The organism is Billgrantia desiderata, from assembly GCF_900108215.1.
GTDB classification, from domain to species: domain Bacteria; phylum Pseudomonadota; class Gammaproteobacteria; order Pseudomonadales; family Halomonadaceae; genus Halomonas; species Halomonas desiderata.
The window spans coordinates 84931-105166 of record NZ_FNVC01000017.1; the positions used below are offsets into that span (position 1 = coordinate 84931).

The window sequence follows — 20236 nt, forward strand, 5'->3', positions numbered from 1 at the left end:
CTGATCAGATCACGGCGGTGAGGCTGAAGAAGCCTCTTCCGTCGGGCAGTGGCTCGAGAGAGGCCCGCATCGGCTCGCTCGACTTGCGTGCAATGTCCAGCAGTCCCAGGCCGGCGCCGGAGCTTTCGTTGCCTCGAGGCATGCGCAGCTGTTTCTTGTAGGCCTGTTTCAGTTCCTGCTTGTCGAGTTTGGCAAGCGACTCGATGGTGCGGAGCAGCGCTTCGCCGTCGCTGTATTCCACCAGGTTGCCGGCGGAAACCAGGTAGTGGCCCTGGGCATCCTTGGCCACCGCCACCGTGGCCGAAGCGGTCTCCTCATCGTAGCCAAGACGCATGGCATAGTGCCGTATGTTCTGGGTCATTTCGATGTAAGCGGCGAAGACGTCCATGGCGTCCGTCGGGGTGGCTTGCTGGGAGTTCAGGTAATTGCGCAGGGCGTTGCCGATCTCTTCGATCAGGCTACGCGAAATCGGGCCATTGAAGCACAGCATGATGCGCTGCTCGAGATAGCTTTTGCGCATGCTCAACAGGTTCATCACACATTCTCCTGTGATGTGGCGCCTGCCATGGCAGGGAGCGGAGTGGTTGGGTCGCTGCCGGGCGGGCGGTCCTGCTCGGTGAAGCGGAAACTCATCAGGGTGATGTCGTCGCGCTGTGGAAGATCGCCCTGGTAGTCGCGCAGCGCCTGCTCGAAGGCCGCCATCTGTTCCGGCAGGGGGCGCTGGGCGTACTGCCTGAGCAGTGCCTCGAAGCGCGAGTTGCCGAAGCCGAAGCCTTCGCTGCCGCCGGCCTGGTCGAAGAACCCGTCGGTGCACAGCGAATAGGTCCAGCCAGGGCTAAGTTCGGCGCTCTGGTTGCGGTATTCGATCCGGCGCTTGTGGCCCAGCGGCCGACGGTCGCCCTGAAGATGCGTCAGTGCCGTGCCGTTGCTGGCGTAGAGGCCGATCTTGGCCCCGGCGAAGGTAACCACGCGCGAATCCAGATCCACCCAGGCCAGACCGATATCCATGTTGGTGGCAACGGATGTCGGCAGCTCGTCGGCACGCAGCACTTCACGGCTCTGGCGATCGGTCTCGTTGAGGATGGCTGCCGGATCCTCGTGCCCGAGCTTGAGGATGGCATGGTCGAGAATGGCCCTGGCCAGCATGGTCATGAGCGAACCGGGAACGCCATGACCGGCGCAGTCCACCACACCGAACAGGTAGCCGCCCCGGCCGGGGCGGAAAAGGTAGAAGTCGCCGCCTACCGTGTCCCGCGGCCGCCACAGTACGCCGTGATGATGCTCGAGATGCAGAGCCAACTGGCGGTCGGGCAGAATGGCGCGCTGGATGAAGCTGGCGTAGTCGATGGAGTCGTTGAGCTTCTTCTGGGTGGCGGCCATCTCGGCATTGGCCAGCTCGAGGGCGCGGGTACGCTCCCGCACTTTTTCTTCCAGCTCACGGGTGTGGCGCTGTACCTGGTTGGCCATGTGCGAAAAGGCCTGGGACAGCTCGCCGATCTCGTCGTGGCGCGAGGTCGGTAATGGCGAGTCGTAGTTGCCGGAGGCAATGGCCTGAGCCGACTGCTTGAAGCGGTTGAGCGGCGCCAGGATCAATTTCTCCGTGGCCAGGGCGATGACCGTGAGCAGAACGCCGAGGATCAATGCGGCGGCAATCAGCAGCGGCCAGAGCCAGCGCTGGTCGAGGATGTTGGCCACGCTCATGTCCAGAGCGGTGATCAGATACCAGTCCAGCTCGGGGATGTAGCCCACCGAGAGCAGGCGTTCGCGTCCTTCGAGGGTGGCCCATAGGGTCTGGACGTCATCGGGAGCGGCATTGGCAGCCAGCATGGCTGCGGCAAGCAGGTTGCGCTGCTCGTCGCTGCCGAGCAGGGCGTGGATGGTACGTTCCTCGGCGACCTCGCCCGCTCCCGAGCCCAGGGCAATGCGTTCGAGGGAAGGGTGTGCCTGCAGCGCGCCCTGGCGGTCGACGATCATGGGGGTCAGGCCCTCGGCCTCGTCGCGGATGAAGGCGTTGAGGAAGTCGCCGAGCTCGAAACCGGTGCCGGCCAGGCCCAGCAAGGTATCGCCCTCGCGCACCTGGACGTTGAGCCAGACCTTGGTCACGTCGAGCTCATGGTCGACGTTGACATTGAGATTGTAAGGTTCCTTGCTCCGAGTGATCTGGAAGTACCAGGCATCGTTGGGCTGGGTGGCGTCCAGACGGTAGCGCGGTGCAGGCGTAGTGCTCACGATGTCCGCAGCGCCGATGTAGTAGTAGTCGCCACTGGCGTCGGCGATCACGAAGTAGGAGCGGTCGGCAAAGTCCTGGCGAAACCCTTCGGCCTCCTCGAAGAAACGCGCCTGTAGCTGCGGGTTACGTTCATCGTTCAGCCACTGGCGCATCGCCAGGTTGTCGGCGAAGCGCTGGGCCAGGGCCAGCTCACGCGATATCGGCGCGTGAATTTTCTGCATATGCAGGAGGGTGTAGTTCTCGGCATAGGCGTTGGCGAAGTGACGACGTACGTCGTCGACCGCCTTCCAGCCCAGCAGGGCGGCGGGGATCAACGCGAGAAGACAGGCGAGCAGCAAGGTCGCGATCGACTTGCCACGCAGCCCCCATCGAGCGGTCATGGTGTTGAGATCCCTGCGGTGACGAGACTGATGAAAGTCAGCCTCAAGGTGCGATGTTTTTCAGCTAAAAATGCCACAAAGCGGGCCGCAAAGCGATAGGTAGGGACCAAAGACGAAGAACGCCCGACCTGTGCGGCCGGGCGTTGTTGGTGGCTCTATGCTCGAGCGACCTACTCAGCGGGACGTGCCACCAGCGAACGGGTCTCCTCGCGCGCTTCGATCAGTGCCACGCGAATCACGTCGCCGAGCTTGTAGCGCTCCTCGCCCTCGACCTGGATGCGCCCTTCTTTCTCGTCGATGGCCACCTTGTCGCGGTCGCTGTGTAGCATCGGGGCGGGCACGAAGGCGGTGGCGCCGTTGGCGGTGAGACGCACGCGCATGCCGCCGCGGGTGATGCCGAAGATCTCCGCCTCGAAGGCCTGTTGCTCCTTGGCCGCAGGGGTCAGGTAGCGCACGTAGAGCCAGTCCTTGACGTCGCGTTCGGCCATGCGGTTGAGTTTGCGACGCTCGGTGAGCTGCTCGGTCAATGCCTGGGTCGCCTCGGCCGGGGCCTGCTCGCCCTTGAGCACGCGCTTGATCAGCCGGTGGTTGACCATGTCGCCGTACTTGCGGATCGGCGAGGTCCAGGTGGCGTAGGCGTTCAGCCCGAGGCCGAAATGCGGGCCGGGACGGGCCGACATGCTGGTGAAGCCCTGGAAGCGGCGCAGGCGGGCATCGAGCCAGGCGTCGTCGCGGCTCTCCAGCGCGCGCTTGAGCTCCTTGTAGCGCGGCAGCTCGGAGAGCGCCTCGAGTTCGATCTCGATCTGCTGGGCGGTGAGGAACTCATGGGCGGCCTGGGTCTTCTCGGGATCGAAGGCGCGATGCACGTTGAAAATGCCGTGACCGACATGCTCGGCGAGATAGTCGGCACAGCAGGCGTTGGCCGCGATCATCGACTCCTCGATCATGCGGTTGGCGATACGCCGCTGCTCGATGCGTACGTCGAGCACGTTGCCGGCGGGGTCCAGGTCGAACACGTAGTCGGGACGATCCTTGAACACCAGCGCATGCTCGGTGCGCCAGGCGCTGCGCGCCTCTGTCATGTCACGCAGGGCCTGCAGCTGACCGGCGATCTCCTCGGCCGGAGCCCATTCGCCCTGGCCTTCGAGCCAGTCGGAGATGCGGTCGTACACCAGCTTGGCCCGGGAGCGCACGCGGGCGGCAAAGAAGCGATAGTCGCCGAGGCTGCCGTCGGCTTCCACTTCCAGCGTGCACGCCAGCACCGGGCGCTCTTCGCCTTCGCGCAGCGAGCAGAGGTCGTCGGCCAGTTGCTCGGGCAGCATGGTGACGTTCTGACCCGGCAGGTAGACGGTGAAGGCGCGAGTGCGTGCCTCCAGGTCGGCGGCATGGCCCTCCTCGACGTAGGCGGTGGGGTCGGCAATGGCCACCGTCAGACGCCAGCCGCCGCCTTCGCGCGGTTCGATGCGCAGCGCATCGTCCATGTCGCGGGTCTTCTCGCTGTCGATGGTGAAGAAGGGCTCGGCGGTGAGATCTTCGCGCTCGAGGCCCTCGTCGCGCAGCGGCCAGTCGTTGCCGGCTTCGGGGCACTCCTGCTCCAGCGCATGACGCGCCAGGGTCACCCGCCATGGCACGGCCGGGTCGTCGGCCTTGGCCACCAGCTCGTCGATCTGGGTGAAGAAGGCGCGATCGTCGGGTTTGAGCGGATGGCGCACCAGGCGCGCCACGACCCAGTCGGCGTCGCCGATGCTGGCCTCGTCGAGGCTGTTCTTGATACGCGCCTTGAGGGCGGTGTTGATCGACGGGTGGTCGGGCACCACGGCCAGGCGGCCATCGCGCTTCTGCACTCGGGCGATGAAACGGCTCAGGCCCGCTTCGAGGAGCGTGTCGGGCTCGACGGAAGTCTTGTCGCCATTCTCGTGAATCACGGCCTGGACGCGGTCGCCATGCAGCACCTGCTTCATGGCAGGCGGCGGCACGAAGTAGGACTGGCCGTCGTCGGTTTCGAGGAAGCCGAAGCCCTTGTCGGTGGCCTTGATGACCCCCTCGGCGCGCGGCGTGGTCTCACGAATCTGTTGCTTGAGCTGGGCGAGCAGCGGGTTGTTCTGCAGCATGATCACGAACGTGTGGCGGGATAGGAGGGCCACTATACGGATTCCAGCAGCCGGCGCCAAACGTTGCCGGGCCGGCCACGGCAAAACAATCGGTTGCCGCAGCGCTGCGAGGGGCAGGGCAGAAGTGCCGCGTGCGCTGGGCAAGCCTTGCCGGCTGCGTTAGGCTGCCTAGCCTGTATCGGGTATTCGAAGGAATGGACCCCATGACACCGCACCTGATCGTCTCCGACCTCGACGGCACCCTGCTCGACGCCAACCACGACCTGCACCCCGAGACCGTCGAGACCCTGCGCCTGCTGGCCGGGCAGGGGCACCATCTGGCCTTCGCCTCGGGGCGCCACTTCCGCGACATGCTGGCTTTTCGCGAGCGGCTGGGCGTGCCGCTCCACGTGATTAGCACCAACGGTGCCTACCTGCATGGGCCGGAAGGCAACCTGCTGGCCTCGCGCCATCTCGAGGCGGAACTGGCCCGTGAGCTGATCGCCCTGGAGCGCCACGACAGCGTGCGCCTCAACCTCTATCTGGAACACGAGTGGCTGATCGACGCCCCCGAGCCGCGCCTGCTGGCCTACCATGCCCACACCGGCTTCGGCTATCGCGTGGTCGAGCCGGCGAGCCTGGACGGCGAAGGGGTGGGCAAGGTGCTCTACATCGGCGAGCCCGAGCGGCTGGCCGGGCTCGAGGCCCAGGTGCGCACAAGCCACGGGGAGCGCCTGCACGTCACCTATTCCACGGTCAATTCGCTGGAGATCATGGCCGGCGGCGTCAACAAGGGCACGGCGCTCGAGGCGCTGCTGGCCACGCTCGACATCGATAGCGAGCACTGCCTGGCCTTCGGCGACAACCTCAACGATACCGAGATGCTCAGTCTCGCCGGCGAAGCCCACGTGATGGCCAATGCCCATCCCGCGCTGTTCGAGCGGGTACCCGTGGCTCGCCGCATCGGTCATCACGCCGAAAGCGCCGTGGCCCGACACCTGCAGGAGCGCTTTTCCCTCTAGGATGGCGTGAGCGTTGCGACGTTGGTCTAGGCCCCCTTGCCGTGCCGCGCGTGCATGCCCATCATCGAATGCCATAACGACAACGATTCACGGCGTTGCCTGCTCCAGGCATCGCCCCTGCCATCGGAAGACGATGACCACAACGCCCGCCACTCTGATCGTGGTCGACGACGACCCCGAAATCCGCGAACTGCTGGTCGACTACCTCGGACGTCACGGCTACCGCGCCCTGGCCGCCGAGGATGCCGAGGCGCTGCACTGCCTGTTGACGAGCGAAACCCCCGACCTGCTGATCGTCGACATCATGCTGCCCGGCGACGACGGCTTCACCATCTGCCGCGACATTCGCCGCGACAGCGACGTGCCGATCATCATGCTCACCGCCAGCGCCGACGAGACCGACCGTATTCTCGGTCTGGAGCTGGGCGCCGACGACTACCTGGGCAAGCCGTTCAACCCGCGCGAACTGCTGGCACGCATCAAGGCGGTGCTGCGGCGCGCCCGCGGCGGTTCGCCGGCCGATCCGTCCCGTGCGCGGCTGGTGGCCTTCGGTGCCTGGCGGCTCGACCGCATGACCCGCGAACTGATTGATGAGCGCGACGAGCGCACGCCGCTTTCGGGGGCCGATTTCCAACTGCTGCAGGTGTTTCTCGAGCGCCCCGAGCAGGTGCTCTCGCGGGAAGCGCTGTATGAGCTGACCCGCGGGCGTCCTGCACCGCCGCTGGATCGCTCCATCGACGTGCATGTCTGTCGGCTGCGTCAGCGCCTGGGCGAGGATGCCCATTATCACCAGATGATCCGTACCGTACGCGGTGCGGGCTACGTCTTCACTGCCCGGGTCGAAGCGCTGACGTGAACGAGGGGGCGCGCCGCCATTGGCAGCGCCGCCTGGCGCGCCTGCTGCCGCGTACCCTGCGCGGACGCTTCGTGCTGATCATGCTGGTCGGCGTGCTCAGTGCCCAGCTGGCCAGCTACGTCGTGTGGACCTCCCAGGTGCGTTCCAGCCAGCTCGAGCAGCTCGACGAGCTGTCGCGCAACGTCGCCTTCAGCGTGGCTTCGACCATGCGTTTCTTCCGTTCGCTGCCCTTCGAGTATCGTCATATCGTGCTCGATCAGCTGCGCAACATGGGCGGCACCCGCTTCTTCGTCAGCGTCAACGAGCGGCGCATCCCGGTCGAGGACATCGGCACAGGGCCGGAAAAACGCCTGGTGGTGGACAACTTCCGCGAGATCCTCACCGCCGAGCTGAACATCGACGACGTGCTGGTGGAGTTCTCCCGCGCCGAGACCCTGCGCGTCTACAACAACGAGGTGCTGCTGCATGACCTGCCGCCGCGCTGGGGCCAGCACAGCCTGCTGATGGAGCCGCTGTCGCCGCCGATCCTGGTGGTGCAGATGGAGCTCGGCCCCGATACCTGGCTCTACGTGGCCACGCTGCTGCCGGTGCCCGACCTGTTCAACGAACATGGCTGGCTGTCGGGCGAGCGGCTGCTGGCGAGCCTGATGGTACTGCTCACGGTGATCGGCCTGGCCCTGCTCGGGATTCGCAGCGTGACCCGACCGCTGGCACGGCTGTCGCGAGCGGCGCGCCAGCTTGGCGACGATCTCGATGCGCCGCCGCTGCGGGAGAGTGGGCCGCGGGAGGTCGCCGCCACGGCGGCGGCGTTCAACCGCATGCAGGAGCGCATTCGCGACCAGGTCGACGAGCGCGAGCGTCTGTTCTCGGCGATCTCCCACGATCTCAAGACTCCCATCACCCGGCTGCGCCTGCGGGCCGAGATGCTCGACGATCCGATACAGCGCGAGCGCTTCTGTGCCTCGCTCGACGAGCTCGATCTGCTGGTCAAGGGGGCGCTGGCCTCGGTGAAGGGCTTCGACCTGCACGAGGAGATGGCGGAGGTAGAGCCTGGCGCACTGCTGGCCGAGCTGGCCGACGAGCTGACGTTGCAGGGCGGAGTGGTGACGCTTCAGGGGCATGCCGCTGCGCTGCCGGCGAAGCCGCTGGCGTTCAAGCGCTGCCTGGCGAATCTGCTGGAGAACGCGGTGTTCTACGGCCGGCGTGCCGAGGTGACGCTGGTCGATTCGCCGCAGCGCCTGACGATCGTCATCCACGATCACGGGCCGGGCATCCCCGAGGCCCAGCACGAGCGGGTATTCGCTCCCTTCGTGCGTCTCGAACCCTCACGCAGTCGCAACACCGGCGGTAGCGGTCTGGGGTTGGGCATCGCCCGGCACATCGCCCGCGCCATGGGCGGCGACATCGCGCTGGCCAACCATCCCGAGGGCGGGCTGGTGGTGACGCTCACGCTGCCGCGTCCGCAGGATGTTACGCCGCTGTAATAGGGCTGCAATGCTTTGCAGGACTAGGTAACCCCGCTCACACCCGCTCTCGGTTAACGTTACTGGCATGCCGGCCATGTCCGGTTTCAACAGCAGTCAATAACAACAGCAGGAGCATGCCGATGACCCTTCTCGCGAATCCCTTCCGCAAGACGGCCCTGGCGCTGGCCACCGCCGCAGCGGCGTCACTGACGTTCAGCGTTCAGGCCGCCGAGGTGGAGGTCCTTCACTGGTGGACTTCGGGCGGCGAGGCCCGTGCGGCCAACGTACTCAAGGAGCTGATGGAAGCCGAGGGCTACGGTTGGGAAGACTTTGCCGTGGCCGGTGGCGGCGGCGAAACGGCCATGACCGTGCTCAAGTCACGGGCCATGTCCGGCAACCCGCCGTCGGCCGCCCAGATCAAGGGACCGGAGATTCAGGAGTGGGGTGAGCTGGGTCTGCTCGGCGAGCTCGACGAGGTGGCCGAGACCGAAGGCTGGGACGAGCTGCTGCCGCCTACGGTGGCCGACGTCATGCGTCACAACGGCAGCTATGTGGCGGTGCCGGTCAACGTGCACCGGGTCAACTGGCTGTGGGCCAACCCCCAAGTGCTCGCCGCCGCCGGCGTGGAGATGCCCACCACTCTCGACGAACTGTTCGCGGCCGGTGAGGCGATCCGCGAGGCGGGCTACATTCCGCTGGCCCACGGCGGCCAGGCCTGGCAGGACGCCACCGTGTTCGAGAGCGTGCTGCTGGCAAGCGGCGGCACCGAGTTCTACCAGCAGGCGCTGGTCGAGCTCGACCCCGAGGCGCTGGGCAGCGAGCGGATGATCGAGGCGCTGGAGACCTTCAAGCGTCTGCGCGAGCTGATGGACGCCGACATGTCGGGTCGCGACTGGAACATCGCCACCTCCATGGTGATCGAGGGCAGCGCCGGCATGCAACTGATGGGCGACTGGGCCAAGGGCGAGTTCACCGCTGCCGGTCTCACCGCCGGCGAGGAGTATCTCTGCGCCGCGGCGCCGGGCACTCAGGACGCCTTCACCTTCAACATCGACAGCCTGGCCATGTTCCGCGTCGAGGGCGAGGAGCGCGAAGCGCAGCAGGCCCTGGCACGGCTGGTGCTGGAACCGACCTTCCAGGAGGCCTTCAATCTGGCCAAGGGCTCGATCCCCGCCCGGCCCGATCTCGACATGAGCGAGTTCGATCAGTGTGCCCAGCAGTCGATGGACGACTTCCAGCGCACCGCCGAGGAGGGCGGCCTGGTACCCAGCATGGCCCACGGCATGGCGGTACGTGCCGACGTCCAGGGCGCCATCTTCGACGTGGTGACCAACTACTTCAACTCGCGTGACATGGCCGCCGAAGAAGCCGCTCGTCGGATGGTCAACGCCGCCCAGGCCGCGCTCTGACCGTAGCCAACCGATAGGGCGAACCTGCAATCCAGGTTCGCCCTGGTGGTACGCCGCTCAAGCCCGAGGTCTCCCGCTATGTCCCTGTCAAGTTCGGCGGCACGCCCGACCGCCGGTTCCACTGCCCGACGCAGCCACTCAGGCCTGCTCCAGGCCTGGCTGCCCAAGCTGGTGTTGGCACCCTCTGCCGCCATCTCGCTGTTCTTCGTCTATGGCTTCATGCTGTGGACCTTCGTTCTCTCGCTGACCAACTCGCGCATGCTGCCCAGCTACGAGTTCGTCGGTTTCGCCCAGTACGCGCGGCTGATGGCCAACGACCGCTGGTGGGTGGCTTCCACCAACCTGGTGGTGTTCGGCGGTCTGTTCGTGGCCATCTGCCTGGCATTGGGCCTCGTGCTCGCCATCCTGCTCGACCAGCGCATTCGGCAGGAGGGCGCGCTGCGTACGATCTATCTCTATCCCATGGCGCTGTCGTTCATCGTCACCGGCGTGGTGTGGAAGTGGCTGCTCAACCCCGGTCTCGGCATCCAGGCCATGGTGCGCAGCTGGGGCTTCGAGAATTTCCGCTTCGACTGGCTGGTCGACCCGGACATGGCCGTCTACACCCTGGTGATCGCCGCGGTGTGGCAGGCTTCCGGCTTCGTCATGGCGCTGTTTCTCGCCGGGCTGCGCGGCATCGACGACAGCATTCTCAAGGCCGCCCAGCTCGATGGCGCCAGCCTGCCGCGCATCTACTGGCGGGTGGTGATTCCCTGCCTGCGTCCGGTGGTGTTCAGCGCGGTGATGATCCTTTCGCACATCGCCATCAAGAGCTTCGACCTGGTGGTGGCGCTCACCGGCGGCGGGCCCGGCTACGCCTCCGATCTGCCGGCCACCTTCATGTACGCCCACGCCTTCACCCGGGCGCAGATCGGTCTGGGCTCGGCCAGCGCCATGCTGATGCTGGGTGGCGTGCTGGCGATCCTGATTCCCTATCTCTACTCGGAGTTGAGGAGCCGCCGTCATGGATAACGTGATTCGCCGCCGTACGCTGGGCGCACGGCTCGGTCGGGCCATGCTCTACGCCGTGCTGCTGCTGGCCGCGCTGTTCTATCTGCTGCCGCTGGCGGTGATGCTGATCACCTCGGTCAAGCCGTTGGCCGAAATCACCCCCGGCACGCTGCTCTCGCTGCCCCGGGAGCCGACCCTGGTGCCCTGGGTCAAGGCCTGGGGCGAGGCCTGTACCGGCATGCGCTGCGAGGGCATCGGGGTCTACTTCTTCAACTCGATTGCCATCGTGGTGCCCGCGGTCTTGATCTCCACCGCCATCGGCGCGCTCAACGGCTACGCCCTGACCAAGTGGCGCTTCAAGGGCTCGGAGCTGCTCTTCGCGCTGATGCTGTTCGGCTGCTTCATCCCGTTTCAGGTGGTGCTGCTGCCCATGGCGCAGACGCTGGGCTGGCTGGGGCTGTCGAGTTCGCGGGCGGGGCTGATCCTGGTCCACGTGATCTTCGGCATCGCCTTCACCACGCTGTTCTTCCGCAATTTCTACGTGGCGGTACCCACCGAGCTGGTATCGGCGGCCAAGCTCGACGGCGCCGGCTTCTTCCGCATCTTCTGGCGCATCCTGCTGCCCGTATCGGCGCCGATCATCGTGGTCTCGGTGATCTGGCAGTTCACTCAGATCTGGAACGATTTCCTGTTCGGCGTGGCCTTCTCGGCCCACAACACCCAGCCGGTCACGGTGGCGCTCAACAATCTGGTCAACACCTCCACCGGGGCACGCGAATACAACGTCGACATGGCGGCGGCAATGATTGCCGCGCTGCCCACGCTGATCGTCTACGTGCTGGCGGGAAAATATTTCGTCCGTGGGCTTACGGCAGGCTCGGTCAAGGGCTGAGACCCTCTGTACCACCGAATAACAAGAGGTTTTCGACATGGCAGCGCTTGAAATCAACAACGTATGCAAGGACTTCGGCAGCGAGCAGGTACTCAAGGACGTCAGTCTGGCAATCGACTCGGGGGAGTTTCTGATCCTGGTGGGGCCCTCGGGCTGCGGCAAGTCGACGCTGATGAACGCCATTGCCGGGCTCGAGCCGGTCACCTCCGGCGAAATCCGCATCGCCGGCGAGAGCGTAACCTGGCAGACCCCGGCGGAGCGCGACATCGCCATGGTGTTCCAGTCCTATGCGCTCTACCCGAGCATGACCGTGCGTCAGAACATCAGCTTCGGCCTGGAGATGCGCAAGGTGCCCAAGGCCGAGCGCGAGGCGGCGGTGGAGCGGGTCGCCGACCTGTTGCAGATCGGGCATCTGCTCGAGCGCAAGCCCTCGCAGCTCTCCGGCGGCCAGCGCCAGCGAGTCGCCATGGGCCGCGCACTGGCGCGCGAGCCCAAGGTCTATCTGTTCGACGAGCCGCTCTCCAACCTGGATGCCAAGCTGCGCGTGGACATGCGCACCGAGATCAAGAAGCTGCACCAGCGCCTGGGCACCACCATCGTTTACGTCACCCACGACCAGATCGAGGCGATGACGTTGGCCGACTGCATCGCAGTGATGCGCGACGGTCGCATCCTCCAGCTCGGCTCGCCCGACGAGGTCTACAACGATCCTGTCGACCTGTTCGTCGCCGGCTTCATGGGCTCGCCGTCGATGAACTTCATCAGCGCCACGCTGGTGGGCGGGAGCGGGGCGTACCGGCTGCGCGTGGAGACGCCGGGAGAAGAGACGCTGGAGCTGCCCTGGCCGCAGGAGCGTGAAACCCCGGCGCTGGGCGAAAAGGTCGGCGAGCGCGTGATCCTGGGGCTGCGCCCCGAGCACTTCACCGAGGACGACGCGCGGCTCGGCGAGTACGCCGAGGGGGTGGCACTCACGCCGCGCATCACGGTGGTGGAACCCACCGGGGCGGACATCCTGCTGCAGCTGAAGCTGGGTGACGGCGAGGCCACGGCCCGGGTCGGGCCCAAGTGTCGGGTGAAGGCGGGCGAGCGGCTCACGCTGCGTATCGACATGGGGCGGGCGGTCATGTTCGACCGCGAGACGGAGAAGCGCCTGGCCTGAGCCGCCTGTTCCGTTAAAGACACAGGTCGCCTGCCCATGCAGGCGACCTGTGTGCATGCCGACGTTACGGCTTCAGCGTACGGTGATCACCGTGCACTCGGCCACATGGCTGACCTTGTGCGACACGCTGCCCACCACCAGCCCGCGCAGGTCGCTCAGGCCGCGACTGCCCATGACGATGGCTTCGACGCCGCGCCGCCGCGCCTCGCTGACGATGGTACGTGCCGGATCGCCCTGGCCGACGACGGTCTCTACCTGGGACACGCCATTGGCACGCGCGGCTTCGGCTGCCTTTTCGACGACCTGCCGGCCGATGTCTTCCCGCTCCGTGCGGGAGGCCTCGATGGCGATGGCACCGATGCCCCAGACCAGCGTCGTCTCGTGGGAGAGCTCCTCGGGGATATGCAGGAGATGTAGTGTGGCGTCGGCCTGATTGGCCAATTGGCAGGCGACGTCGAGCGCTTTCTTGGCGCCCTCGGAGCCATCGACGGGAACCAGGATCGATTTGAACATGGTGGTTTCCTTATGTTGTTGAGCTGTCCATATTCAAGAGCCTAGACCCTTGAGCAGAGAGTGTCATGATCCGGGTCAAGGGAGGGTCGGATCCCGGCATCACTCCTGCTTTTCCAGCCGTCTCAATTGCTGCCACAGCTCGCTGCGCAGATCGGCCATGCGCGGCGCCTCACTCTCGCCGAACACCAGTGGGCGGGTCAGGCGCTGGGTGCGCAGGCCGAGGCGGGCGGTGAGCAGCCCCACGCCCATGCCCTGGCCGGCGCGTGCCGAGAGGCGCCCGGCCAGGTTCAGCGAGAGCAGCTCCACCCCCGCATCGCTGGCCATCTCGGTGGCGCCGGCGAAGGCCATGTTGTAGAGCACGTTGCGCAGCAGGCGCAGGCGGCTGGCATAACCCAGCTCCAGCCCGTAGAGACGGCACAGGCGATCGATCATCGCCAGGTTGCGCCACGCCACCAGAAACATGTCTACCAGCGTCAGTGGGCTGACCGCCACCATCACCGCCGTTTCGCCTGACATGCGCGAGATCAGGCGCCGGGCCTGGCGGTCGCGGGGCGCGAGCAGATGGTGGGCCAGCAGCTGTTGAATTTCCGCGCCGCCGTGATGCGGCTCCCGGGCAGCAAGGAAGGCCTGCCAGTGGGGATGATCGTCGTCGAGCCCGAGCTGCTGCTTGAGCACCTTGGCCAGGCTCAGCGCTTCCGCCGCGTCGGCCTCGGGCAGCCGGGCCAGGCGGCTGCGCAGGGCGTCGTGGCGTTTCAGCCGACGCAGCCGCCATGCCTCACGCAGCAGCGCTCCGGCACCCAGGGCGATGGCACCAAGCCCCAGCAGATGCCAGCCGCCGCTGAGCCAGTCGCCGCCGAGTAGGGCCTCCGGCAGGCGCAAGGCCAGTTCGACGCTGCCCAGCACGATGCCGCCGCCGAGCAGCGTCAGCAGCCCCCAGCGGCGCTTGCGCGGGCGTCCGAGGCTGGCCTCCAGGTCGCGCTCGGCGCGGCTGACGGGAGCCTCTTCTTCCAACGGCCGGGAGGGTAGATGGCTGTCGAAGTCGAGCCGCGGCCGCGGTATCTCCGGGCCCGGCGTGGCCGGCTCGTCGAGCGTGAAACGGCGAGCCGGACGCGGGTCGTCTCCCGGCGGCTCGTGACGACGATCGCTCATTGCAGCTTGTCTCCGATCAACCAGTCCAGGGCGGCATCGAGCCGGATGTGGGGCAGGGCGCCGCCCTCCCGCGGGGCGGGGCGAAAGGCGCGGAAGTCGAACCCTTGGCGAGCCCAGAACCCGGGCTCGGGCAGCTTCGCCGGCACCTCGCCGGGAAACACCAGCACCTCTTCTCCCGCCAGGGTAGTACCGCGCAGCGCCGGGCTGCGCTCGTTCCTGTGGCTCACCTCGTGCGCTTCGGTGGCCCGTATCGCCGCCAATGACAGCGCCTTGACCGGCACGTTGGCGTAGCGCAGGTCCTGCAGCGGTTCGGCCAGCAGGGCCTCGAGCAGGGTGGTCAGGTTGGCATGCTGCTCCGGGGTGACGTGATCGGCCTTGGTGGCGGCGATGGCCAGCCTGTCGATACGCGGCGAGAACAGCCGCGAGAGCAGGCTGCGCTTGCCGTAATCGAAGCTCTGCATCAGCGTGGCGAGTGCCTGGGAGAGATCCTCGAAGCGCTCCGGGCCGGCATTCAGCGCGCCGAGCACGTCCACCAGCACGATCTGACGGTCGAAGCGGCGGAAGTGGTCGCGATAGAAGGGGCGCACGATATGCTGCTGATAGTGGCGAAAACGGGCGGCGAGGGTGGCGTAGACGCTCTCCGGGGGCAGTTTGGCCAGCGCTGAATCGTCGGCATCTGCCAGTGCCGGCAACGGAAAGAACTGCAGCACCGGGGCGCCTTCCAGGTCGCCCGGCAGCAGGAAGCGGCCCGGCTGCAGGTTGGCGAAGCCCGCCTCGCGGGCCGCCTGCAGGCTGTGGGCGTAGAGTGCGGCCACCTCGGCCAGTTCGGCCTCGTTGGCCTCGGCGGCCGGGTCGAGCCCGGCGGCGACGCGCTCCCATTCGGCCAGCAGGGCGCGGCGCTGCTCGCCGGCGCCGGCCAGCATGGCGCGGCTCCAGCTCAGATAGTCGTGACCCAGCAGCGGCAGGTCGAGCAACCACTCACCGGGGTAGTCGAACAGATCGAGATTGAGCTCGGCGGTGTCGGCGCGCAGCAGGCCCCGGCGTGCCGGTCGATAGCGGATCGACAGGCGCAGTTCGCTGATACCGCGGGTGGGCTCGGGCCAGCGCGGCGGCTCGGCATCCAGCGCCGCCATGGCCTGGTCGTAGGGAAAGCGCGGCACGCCCAGGTCGGGTTGACTGACCCGGCGGGCCCCCAGCAGACGCCCCTCACGGGCAGCCGGCATCAGATCGAGCCGTGCCTCGAGACCGGCATGACGCAGCTGATTGACCAGCGAAGTGAGAAAGGCGGTCTTGCCCGAACGCGAAAGCCCGGTGACCGCCAGCCGCAGCTGGCGGTCGCGGCCACGTTCGATCAGGTTGGTCAGCTCCCGGGTGAGCGACTGGCGCATTGGCGAGGAATCCCTTCACAGCAGTGTCAGCCGCTAATGTGAGGGTCTTGGCGGCGTCTGGCAAGGCGTTGCCAGCCGAGCAGCGCGATGGGAACCAGCGACAGCGGCATCAGCAGGGCGTTGAGCAGCGCCCAGCCGAGCTGGTTGACCAGCGGCCCGGCCAGCAGCGCGGTGACGGCCACGGTGGAGAACACCAGGAACTCATTGGCAGCCTGGGTACGGGCCTTCTCCACCGGCCGGTACGTCTCGGTGAGCAGCCCGGTGGCGGGCAGGAAGGTGAAGTTCCAGCCCAGCCCGAGCAGGATCAAGGCGAAGTGGAAGCCCGCCACGCCGGCTTCGACCTGGGCGGCCAGGCCGCTTGCCGCCAGCAGCACGCAGCCGGCGACGATCATGCGCGGTGCGCCGAAGCGTGCGGTCAGATGCCCGGTGAAGGACGAGGGCAGGAACATCGCCAGCACGTGCCACTGGATCGTGGTGGCGACGTGGTCGAAGTGGTGGCCGGCCCCGGCCATGGCCAGCGGCGTGGCGGTCATCGCCAGGTTCATCACGCCGTAACCGATCAGCGCCGAGAGCACCGCCACCACGAACACCGGCTGGCGCAGGATTTCGCCGAGCGGCCGCGGCTGGCCGTCGCCATGGGTTTGCTCGGCCGGTGGCAGCCGGGTCGCCAGAAGCACCAGCAGGGCCACCAGGTAGAGCACACCCAGACCGATGAAGCTGCCGAGGAAAGGCGTGACGGCCGCTTCGCGACTGATGCGGGCCAGCCACGGGCCGAAGAAGGCGGCCAGCACGCCGCCACCCATCACCAGGCCGATGGCCCGGTCGCGCAGGGCCAGCGGTGCGGCTTCCACCGCGGCGAAGCGATACAGCTGACCGAAGCCGATGCCGATGCCGATCAGCCAGGTGCCCAGCATGAACAGCGTAAAGGTCTCGGTTACCAGGGCCTGGGCGGCCACGACCACGCCGGCCAGTCCCAGCAGGTTGCCGAGCAGGAAGCCGCGCTTGCGCCCCAGTCGCGCCATGATCAGCGAGGCGGGAATGGTGGCGCACATCAGCCCCAGCCACTGGGTGGCGACCGGCGCCGTGGACCAGGCCGGGTCGGGGGCGAGGCGTGCGCCGATCAGCGGCGAAACCGCGATCAGCAGAATGTTGCCACTCACCAGCAGGGCCTGGCACAGCGACAGCAGCATGACGTTGAAGGGCATGGTGGCCTCCTGGGGGCGCTCATCCATCGTTCGAGAGTCGAGGTGTGGTGGCTGTCGCTGTCGCAACCAGGCCCTTGGGGCCGAAGCGCTGGTAGTAGAGGCTGGGCGAAATGCCGTAATGGCGCTGGAACAGGCGTCTCAGCTGCTCCGCGCCGCCCAGTCGCCACTGCCGTGCCAGTGGTTCCAGCGGCGGCGACCGCTCGCTGGCCACCAGCGCCAGGCGGGCCTGCTCCAGGCGCAGTCGGGTCAGGTAGGCGCCGGGCGTGGTGGCGAGCTGCTGGCGGAACAGCCGCGACAGGTGGCGCGGCGTGACCCCGATCGACTCGGCCATGCCTTCCAGGCAGTGGGGCGCGCCGGGGTCGGCGTGGAGGCGGTCGAGCAGTTTGCGCAGCGCCCCTTGGGCGCGGTTCTGACTGCGCAACACCTCACTGAACTGCGACTGCCCGCCGGGGCGGCGCAGAAACAGCACCAGCTCGCGGGCGACCTGGCCGGCCAGAGTGCTGCCATGGTCCGCTTCGAGCAACGACAGGGCCAGATCGATGCCGGCGGTGACCCCGGCGCTGGTGAAGCGCCCGGCCGACTCGACGTAGAGGGCATCGGGCACCACGCGAATCTTGGGGTACTCGCTGGCCAGCTCGGTACAGTGCCGCCAGTGGGTGGTGGCCTGGTGGCCGTCCAGCAAGCCGGCATCGGCGAGTAGAAAGGCGCCGGTACAGATCGAGCCCAGCCGGCGAACCTGGCGTGCCTGATCGCGCAAGGCGGCGAGCAGTGCCGGGCGCTGTCGCTGGGTGACGATACCGCGACCGCCGGCCACGAGCAGCGTATCCAGCGGGCCGAGCGAGGCAAGATCGCTCCAGGCCGTGTCGGCCAGCAGCGGCAGGCCGCCGTTGGTTGCCACGCTGCCCGGCGCATCGGCGGCCAGATGCAAGCGATAGAGTTCACGGCCGCTCAGATCGTTGGCCGAGGCGAAGACCTGCCAGGGGCCGCTGACATCGAGCAGTTGGCACCCGGGATAGGCGAGGATGACGACGGTATGCGGCATGGCAACGCTCATGGCGAGATGTCTTGCCAGTTTCCGCCGACGGCTGGATGTCTGCAATGACGGATATCCCACCGATTAAGACATCCGGCCGGCTGCTTTACTGGACCAGCAGTCCTTGGATCCAGATCGGCGTGGTGGCGACGAGGAAGCCGAGCCCGGCCAGGGTATAACCGGGCCAGCGCGTTTGCTGAAGCTTTCCCCGGCGCTGTGCCAGGGTCAGCCCGGCCAGACAGATCACCAGGCCGATGAGATTGAAGATGAAGGTGAACATGCCGAGCATGGGCGTCATGGTGTCTCCCGAAGTGAACGGAGGGTGAAATAAACGCAGCCCGGGCCCATGATATCAAGAGCATGAAACCTGAGGACACGACATGAGCGAGAGCCTGCCCGGCCGCGACGCGGTGATTGCCTTCTGGTTCGAGGAGCTCGAACCTGCCCAGTGGTTTCGCAAGGACGAAACGCTCGACGGCACGATACGCGAGCGCTTCAGCGTGCTGCACGGCGCGGCGGCGGCCGGTGAGCTGTGGCACTGGCGCGAGTCGCCGCAGGGGCGGCTGGCCGAGATCCTGGTACTCGATCAGTTTTCGCGCAATCTATACCGGAACGACCCTCGGTCCTTCGCCCAGGACGCCATGGCGCTGGTGCTGGCTCAGGAGGCCGTGGCTCAAGGGCTGGACGGCGAGCTCGACGTGACGTGGCGCAGCTTTCTCTATATGCCCTACATGCACAGCGAGTCGCTCAAGGTGCACGACGAGGCACTGCGCCTGTTCGACCAGCCGGGGCTGGAGGACAACCTGCGTTTCGAGCACCTGCACCGTGACATTTTGCTGCGTTTCGGCCGCTACCCGCACCGCAATGCCATTCTCGGCCGTGAGTCGAGCGCCGCTGAGCTGGCGTTTCTCGAACAGCCCGGCTCGTCGTTCTGAGCTACGCTTTGCAGGGAAGCCGCGCTCAGGCACCATTATCAGCCCCTCTGGGGACAGGACCGACCAAAAGGAGAGGAGAGACGACATGGGACTTATCGCCTGGCTGATCATCGGCGGGCTGGCGGGTTGGATCGCCGGCAACATCATGCGCGGTGGCGGATTCGGCATCCTGCCCAACATCGGCGTGGGGATCGTGGGAGCCGTGATCGGTGGCTTCCTGTTTCGTCTGCTGGGGCTTCAGGCCGGCGGCTTCATTGGCTCGCTGGTCACGGCGACTGTCGGCGCCGTAGTACTGCTGTGGATCATCTCCAAGGTACGGCAGGCCTAGCCTCGATGCGGTGAAACGACTCGGCCCGGGCAGCTGCCCGGGCCGAGTCGTCTGGAGCCTGCTGCTAGAAGGTGTAGCTCACGCCGATGACGGCCACCGGATAGACCGGCCATCTCTTCGCTTCATCCTCGAGCCGCTGCTCCTCCCGGCGCAGCTCCTGACGCAGCAGCCCCGAGCCCGGCAGGTTCGTATCCTCATAACCGACGGACGTTCTCAGCGACACCTCGGGGTCGGTGGGAATCACGCCGGCCTCGGCGAACACGCCGAAGCCGTTGCGGTGCGACTGGCGCCAGCCCACCCCGGCATAGGGCTGCACGCCGTCGGCGAGGGTCATGGTGCCATTCAGGGTGCCGATCTCGTCGGCCGAAAAGCTCCGGCCGTCGATGTTGAGGTCATGGCGCGGGCGGCCCACGATGTCGGCATCGATATCCGACAGCATGAGACCGGCGCTGAGGAAGAAACCGCCGGCAAAGGGGTAATAGTCCAGCGTCAGCTTGCTGGCCGCCAGGTTGACGTCGCCGTCGTAGTCGACGTCGCTGGTGCTGTAGTCGGTGTTCCACTCCAGTCCGCCGGTGTAGCGCGCCGAGACCCCTAGACGATCGGTGAAACGCCACGCCACGTCGGCGCCCACGCCGGTGGTGCCGGCAACCGCCCCCAGCGTTATTCGGTTGCTGTCCTGAGCCTGGGCCTGGGTCATACCGAGCAGGCACAGAGTGGCGATCACGCCGGTGGCCATCATCCTTTGCATCGATTCAATCCTCGTTCCTGCCATCGTTCGCGGTACTGGCCGCCTCGTTCAGTTACCCAGTATCGGCCGGAGCGGGAGACGGCTTGAAGCGATTAATGTTTTCTTTTGGTAACTATTCAGCACCGGTTGGCTGAGTCGGGGCTTCTTGCTGCATGAAGGCTGGCACCTCCCCCGCAAACAGTTGCTCCAGTGCGGTATGCGCCGCTACCCCTTGCTTGACGGCGGTCGAGAGAAAGCTACGCATGCGGCAGAAGATCTCAGCACCCTCCCAGGAGCGGAAACAGCCCGAGATTTTCTGCTGGACCTTGGTCATTCGCAGATCGCGTTCCCCCTGGTTGTTGGTGAAGGGAGCGGCAGGGTCGTCGAGGAAGCGCAACACGTCGTCCTCGTACGCCTGGAGGCGTTCCAGGAGGTTGCGCGACTTGGTGCGCTTGGCCCGGCCT

At 66.7% G+C, this 20236-nt stretch carries 20 protein-coding genes; 9 read left to right on the forward strand and 11 right to left on the reverse strand.

All coding sequences use genetic code 11. The features are described 5' to 3' along the window. Positions 1-4 precede the first annotated feature (4 nt). From siaB to C4S71_RS15220, 3 genes are all read right to left on the reverse strand, one after another. A complete protein-coding gene (gene siaB, locus C4S71_RS15210; RefSeq protein WP_103969689.1) occupies positions 5-535 on the reverse strand; it encodes a biofilm regulation protein kinase SiaB in 531 nt (176 codons plus the stop codon). Beyond that, positions 535-2610 carry a biofilm regulation protein phosphatase SiaA gene (gene siaA / locus C4S71_RS15215; RefSeq protein ID WP_103969690.1) on the reverse strand — a complete coding sequence of 692 codons (2076 nt, stop codon included), beginning with the start codon at positions 2608-2610 and terminating at the stop codon, positions 535-537. The genes siaB and siaA overlap by 1 nt, the downstream gene beginning before the upstream one ends. A gap of 170 nt (positions 2611-2780) precedes the next feature. Next, the gene (locus C4S71_RS15220; protein WP_103969704.1) at positions 2781-4721 is read right to left on the reverse strand and encodes an exoribonuclease II; all 1941 of its coding nucleotides are present in this window, start codon (positions 4719-4721) and stop codon (positions 2781-2783) included. 203 nt (positions 4722-4924) lie between these two features. Between C4S71_RS15220 and C4S71_RS15225 the strand changes: the two genes are divergently transcribed. The 7 genes from C4S71_RS15225 to C4S71_RS15255 all read left to right on the forward strand — a co-directional run bounded on the left by C4S71_RS15225 (position 4925) and on the right by C4S71_RS15255 (position 12494). Then, positions 4925-5722: a Cof-type HAD-IIB family hydrolase gene (locus C4S71_RS15225; RefSeq protein WP_086510778.1), complete on the forward strand. Its 798-nt coding sequence runs from the start codon at positions 4925-4927 to the stop codon at positions 5720-5722. 133 nt (positions 5723-5855) lie between these two features. Further along, positions 5856-6578 (forward strand): response regulator, encoded by a 723-nt coding sequence (locus C4S71_RS15230; protein WP_103969691.1) that lies wholly within the window; start codon positions 5856-5858, stop codon positions 6576-6578. Then, a complete protein-coding gene (locus C4S71_RS15235; protein WP_103969692.1) occupies positions 6575-8062 on the forward strand; it encodes an ATP-binding protein in 1488 nt (495 codons plus the stop codon). Before C4S71_RS15230 ends, C4S71_RS15235 begins: the two co-directional genes overlap by 4 nt. Positions 8063-8184: 122 nt before the next feature. After that, the gene (locus tag C4S71_RS15240) at positions 8185-9453 is read left to right on the forward strand and encodes an ABC transporter substrate-binding protein (protein ID WP_103969693.1); all 1269 of its coding nucleotides are present in this window, start codon (positions 8185-8187) and stop codon (positions 9451-9453) included. A 78-nt stretch (positions 9454-9531) separates the two neighbouring features. Beyond that, positions 9532-10464, forward strand: coding sequence for a carbohydrate ABC transporter permease (locus tag C4S71_RS15245; protein ID WP_086510782.1), 933 nt, complete (start codon positions 9532-9534; stop codon positions 10462-10464). Further along, on the forward strand, positions 10457-11335 hold the full coding sequence (locus C4S71_RS15250; protein ID WP_103969694.1) for a carbohydrate ABC transporter permease: 879 nt from the start codon (positions 10457-10459) through the stop codon (positions 11333-11335). The genes C4S71_RS15245 and C4S71_RS15250 overlap by 8 nt, the downstream gene beginning before the upstream one ends. Before the next feature lie 37 nt (positions 11336-11372). Beyond that, complete coding sequence (locus C4S71_RS15255) at positions 11373-12494, forward strand: ABC transporter ATP-binding protein (protein ID WP_086510784.1); 1122 nt, start codon at positions 11373-11375, stop codon at positions 12492-12494. Positions 12495-12566: 72 nt separating this feature from the next. Here C4S71_RS15255 and C4S71_RS15260 read toward each other — a convergent pair whose 3' ends face one another. From C4S71_RS15260 to C4S71_RS15285, 6 genes are all read right to left on the reverse strand, one after another. After that, positions 12567-13007, reverse strand: a complete 441-nt coding sequence (locus tag C4S71_RS15260; protein WP_103969695.1) for a universal stress protein — start codon at positions 13005-13007, stop codon at positions 12567-12569. A gap of 99 nt (positions 13008-13106) precedes the next feature. Continuing rightward, positions 13107-14156: a YcjF family protein gene (locus tag C4S71_RS15265; protein WP_086510786.1), complete on the reverse strand. Its 1050-nt coding sequence runs from the start codon at positions 14154-14156 to the stop codon at positions 13107-13109. Continuing rightward, positions 14153-15544 carry a YcjX family GTP-binding protein gene (locus tag C4S71_RS15270; RefSeq protein WP_086510787.1) on the reverse strand — a complete coding sequence of 464 codons (1392 nt, stop codon included), beginning with the start codon at positions 15542-15544 and terminating at the stop codon, positions 14153-14155. The genes C4S71_RS15265 and C4S71_RS15270 overlap by 4 nt, the downstream gene beginning before the upstream one ends. A gap of 26 nt (positions 15545-15570) precedes the next feature. Next, entirely contained in the window at positions 15571-16749 is a 1179-nt protein-coding gene (locus C4S71_RS15275; RefSeq protein WP_103969696.1) for an MFS transporter, read from the reverse strand. Between the two features lie 19 nt (positions 16750-16768). Continuing rightward, positions 16769-17803 carry a GlxA family transcriptional regulator gene (locus C4S71_RS15280; RefSeq protein WP_235014509.1) on the reverse strand — a complete coding sequence of 345 codons (1035 nt, stop codon included), beginning with the start codon at positions 17801-17803 and terminating at the stop codon, positions 16769-16771. A gap of 85 nt (positions 17804-17888) precedes the next feature. After that, the gene (locus C4S71_RS15285) at positions 17889-18080 is read right to left on the reverse strand and encodes a hypothetical protein (RefSeq protein ID WP_086510790.1); all 192 of its coding nucleotides are present in this window, start codon (positions 18078-18080) and stop codon (positions 17889-17891) included. Positions 18081-18162: 82 nt separating this feature from the next. Between C4S71_RS15285 and C4S71_RS15290 the strand changes: the two genes are divergently transcribed. Together C4S71_RS15290 and C4S71_RS15295 are read left to right on the forward strand one after the other, a co-directional pair. After that, a complete protein-coding gene (locus C4S71_RS15290; RefSeq protein WP_086510791.1) occupies positions 18163-18717 on the forward strand; it encodes a DUF924 family protein in 555 nt (184 codons plus the stop codon). Positions 18718-18802: 85 nt separating this feature from the next. Continuing rightward, a complete protein-coding gene (locus C4S71_RS15295) occupies positions 18803-19045 on the forward strand; it encodes a GlsB/YeaQ/YmgE family stress response membrane protein (protein ID WP_086510792.1) in 243 nt (80 codons plus the stop codon). 64 nt (positions 19046-19109) lie between these two features. Here C4S71_RS15295 and C4S71_RS15300 read toward each other — a convergent pair whose 3' ends face one another. Both C4S71_RS15300 and C4S71_RS15305 read right to left on the reverse strand, forming a co-directional pair. Beyond that, positions 19110-19793 carry a hypothetical protein gene (locus tag C4S71_RS15300; RefSeq protein WP_234245557.1) on the reverse strand — a complete coding sequence of 228 codons (684 nt, stop codon included), beginning with the start codon at positions 19791-19793 and terminating at the stop codon, positions 19110-19112. 112 nt (positions 19794-19905) lie between these two features. Further along, a partial coding sequence (locus C4S71_RS15305) for an IS66 family transposase (RefSeq protein ID WP_146064612.1) occupies positions 19906-20236 on the reverse strand: 331 nt, incomplete at its 5' end.

Bases quoted from the DNA above. Each gene is read 5' to 3' on its own strand.
- siaB (WP_103969689.1), bottom strand. From the start codon at position 535: ATGAACCTGTTGAGCATGCGCAAAAGCTATCTCGAGCAGCGCATCATG.
- siaA (WP_103969690.1), bottom strand. From the start codon at position 2,610: ATGACCGCTCGATGGGGGCTGCGTGGCAAGTCGATCGCGACCTTGCTG.
- C4S71_RS15220 (WP_103969704.1), bottom strand. From the start codon at position 4,721: ATGCTGCAGAACAACCCGCTGCTCGCCCAGCTCAAGCAACAGATTCGT.
- C4S71_RS15225 (WP_086510778.1), top strand. From the start codon at position 4,925: ATGACACCGCACCTGATCGTCTCCGACCTCGACGGCACCCTGCTCGAC.
- C4S71_RS15230 (WP_103969691.1), top strand. From the start codon at position 5,856: ATGACCACAACGCCCGCCACTCTGATCGTGGTCGACGACGACCCCGAA.
- C4S71_RS15240 (WP_103969693.1), top strand. From the start codon at position 8,185: ATGACCCTTCTCGCGAATCCCTTCCGCAAGACGGCCCTGGCGCTGGCC.
- C4S71_RS15245 (WP_086510782.1), top strand. From the start codon at position 9,532: ATGTCCCTGTCAAGTTCGGCGGCACGCCCGACCGCCGGTTCCACTGCC.
- C4S71_RS15250 (WP_103969694.1), top strand. From the start codon at position 10,457: ATGGATAACGTGATTCGCCGCCGTACGCTGGGCGCACGGCTCGGTCGG.
- C4S71_RS15255 (WP_086510784.1), top strand. From the start codon at position 11,373: ATGGCAGCGCTTGAAATCAACAACGTATGCAAGGACTTCGGCAGCGAG.
- C4S71_RS15260 (WP_103969695.1), bottom strand. From the start codon at position 13,007: ATGTTCAAATCGATCCTGGTTCCCGTCGATGGCTCCGAGGGCGCCAAG.
- C4S71_RS15265 (WP_086510786.1), bottom strand. From the start codon at position 14,156: ATGAGCGATCGTCGTCACGAGCCGCCGGGAGACGACCCGCGTCCGGCT.
- C4S71_RS15270 (WP_086510787.1), bottom strand. From the start codon at position 15,544: ATGCGCCAGTCGCTCACCCGGGAGCTGACCAACCTGATCGAACGTGGC.
- C4S71_RS15275 (WP_103969696.1), bottom strand. From the start codon at position 16,749: ATGCCCTTCAACGTCATGCTGCTGTCGCTGTGCCAGGCCCTGCTGGTG.
- C4S71_RS15280 (WP_235014509.1), bottom strand. From the start codon at position 17,803: ATGAGCGTTGCCATGCCGCATACCGTCGTCATCCTCGCCTATCCCGGG.
- C4S71_RS15285 (WP_086510790.1), bottom strand. From the start codon at position 18,080: ATGACGCCCATGCTCGGCATGTTCACCTTCATCTTCAATCTCATCGGC.
- C4S71_RS15290 (WP_086510791.1), top strand. From the start codon at position 18,163: ATGAGCGAGAGCCTGCCCGGCCGCGACGCGGTGATTGCCTTCTGGTTC.
- C4S71_RS15295 (WP_086510792.1), top strand. From the start codon at position 18,803: ATGGGACTTATCGCCTGGCTGATCATCGGCGGGCTGGCGGGTTGGATC.
- C4S71_RS15300 (WP_234245557.1), bottom strand. From the start codon at position 19,793: ATGCAAAGGATGATGGCCACCGGCGTGATCGCCACTCTGTGCCTGCTC.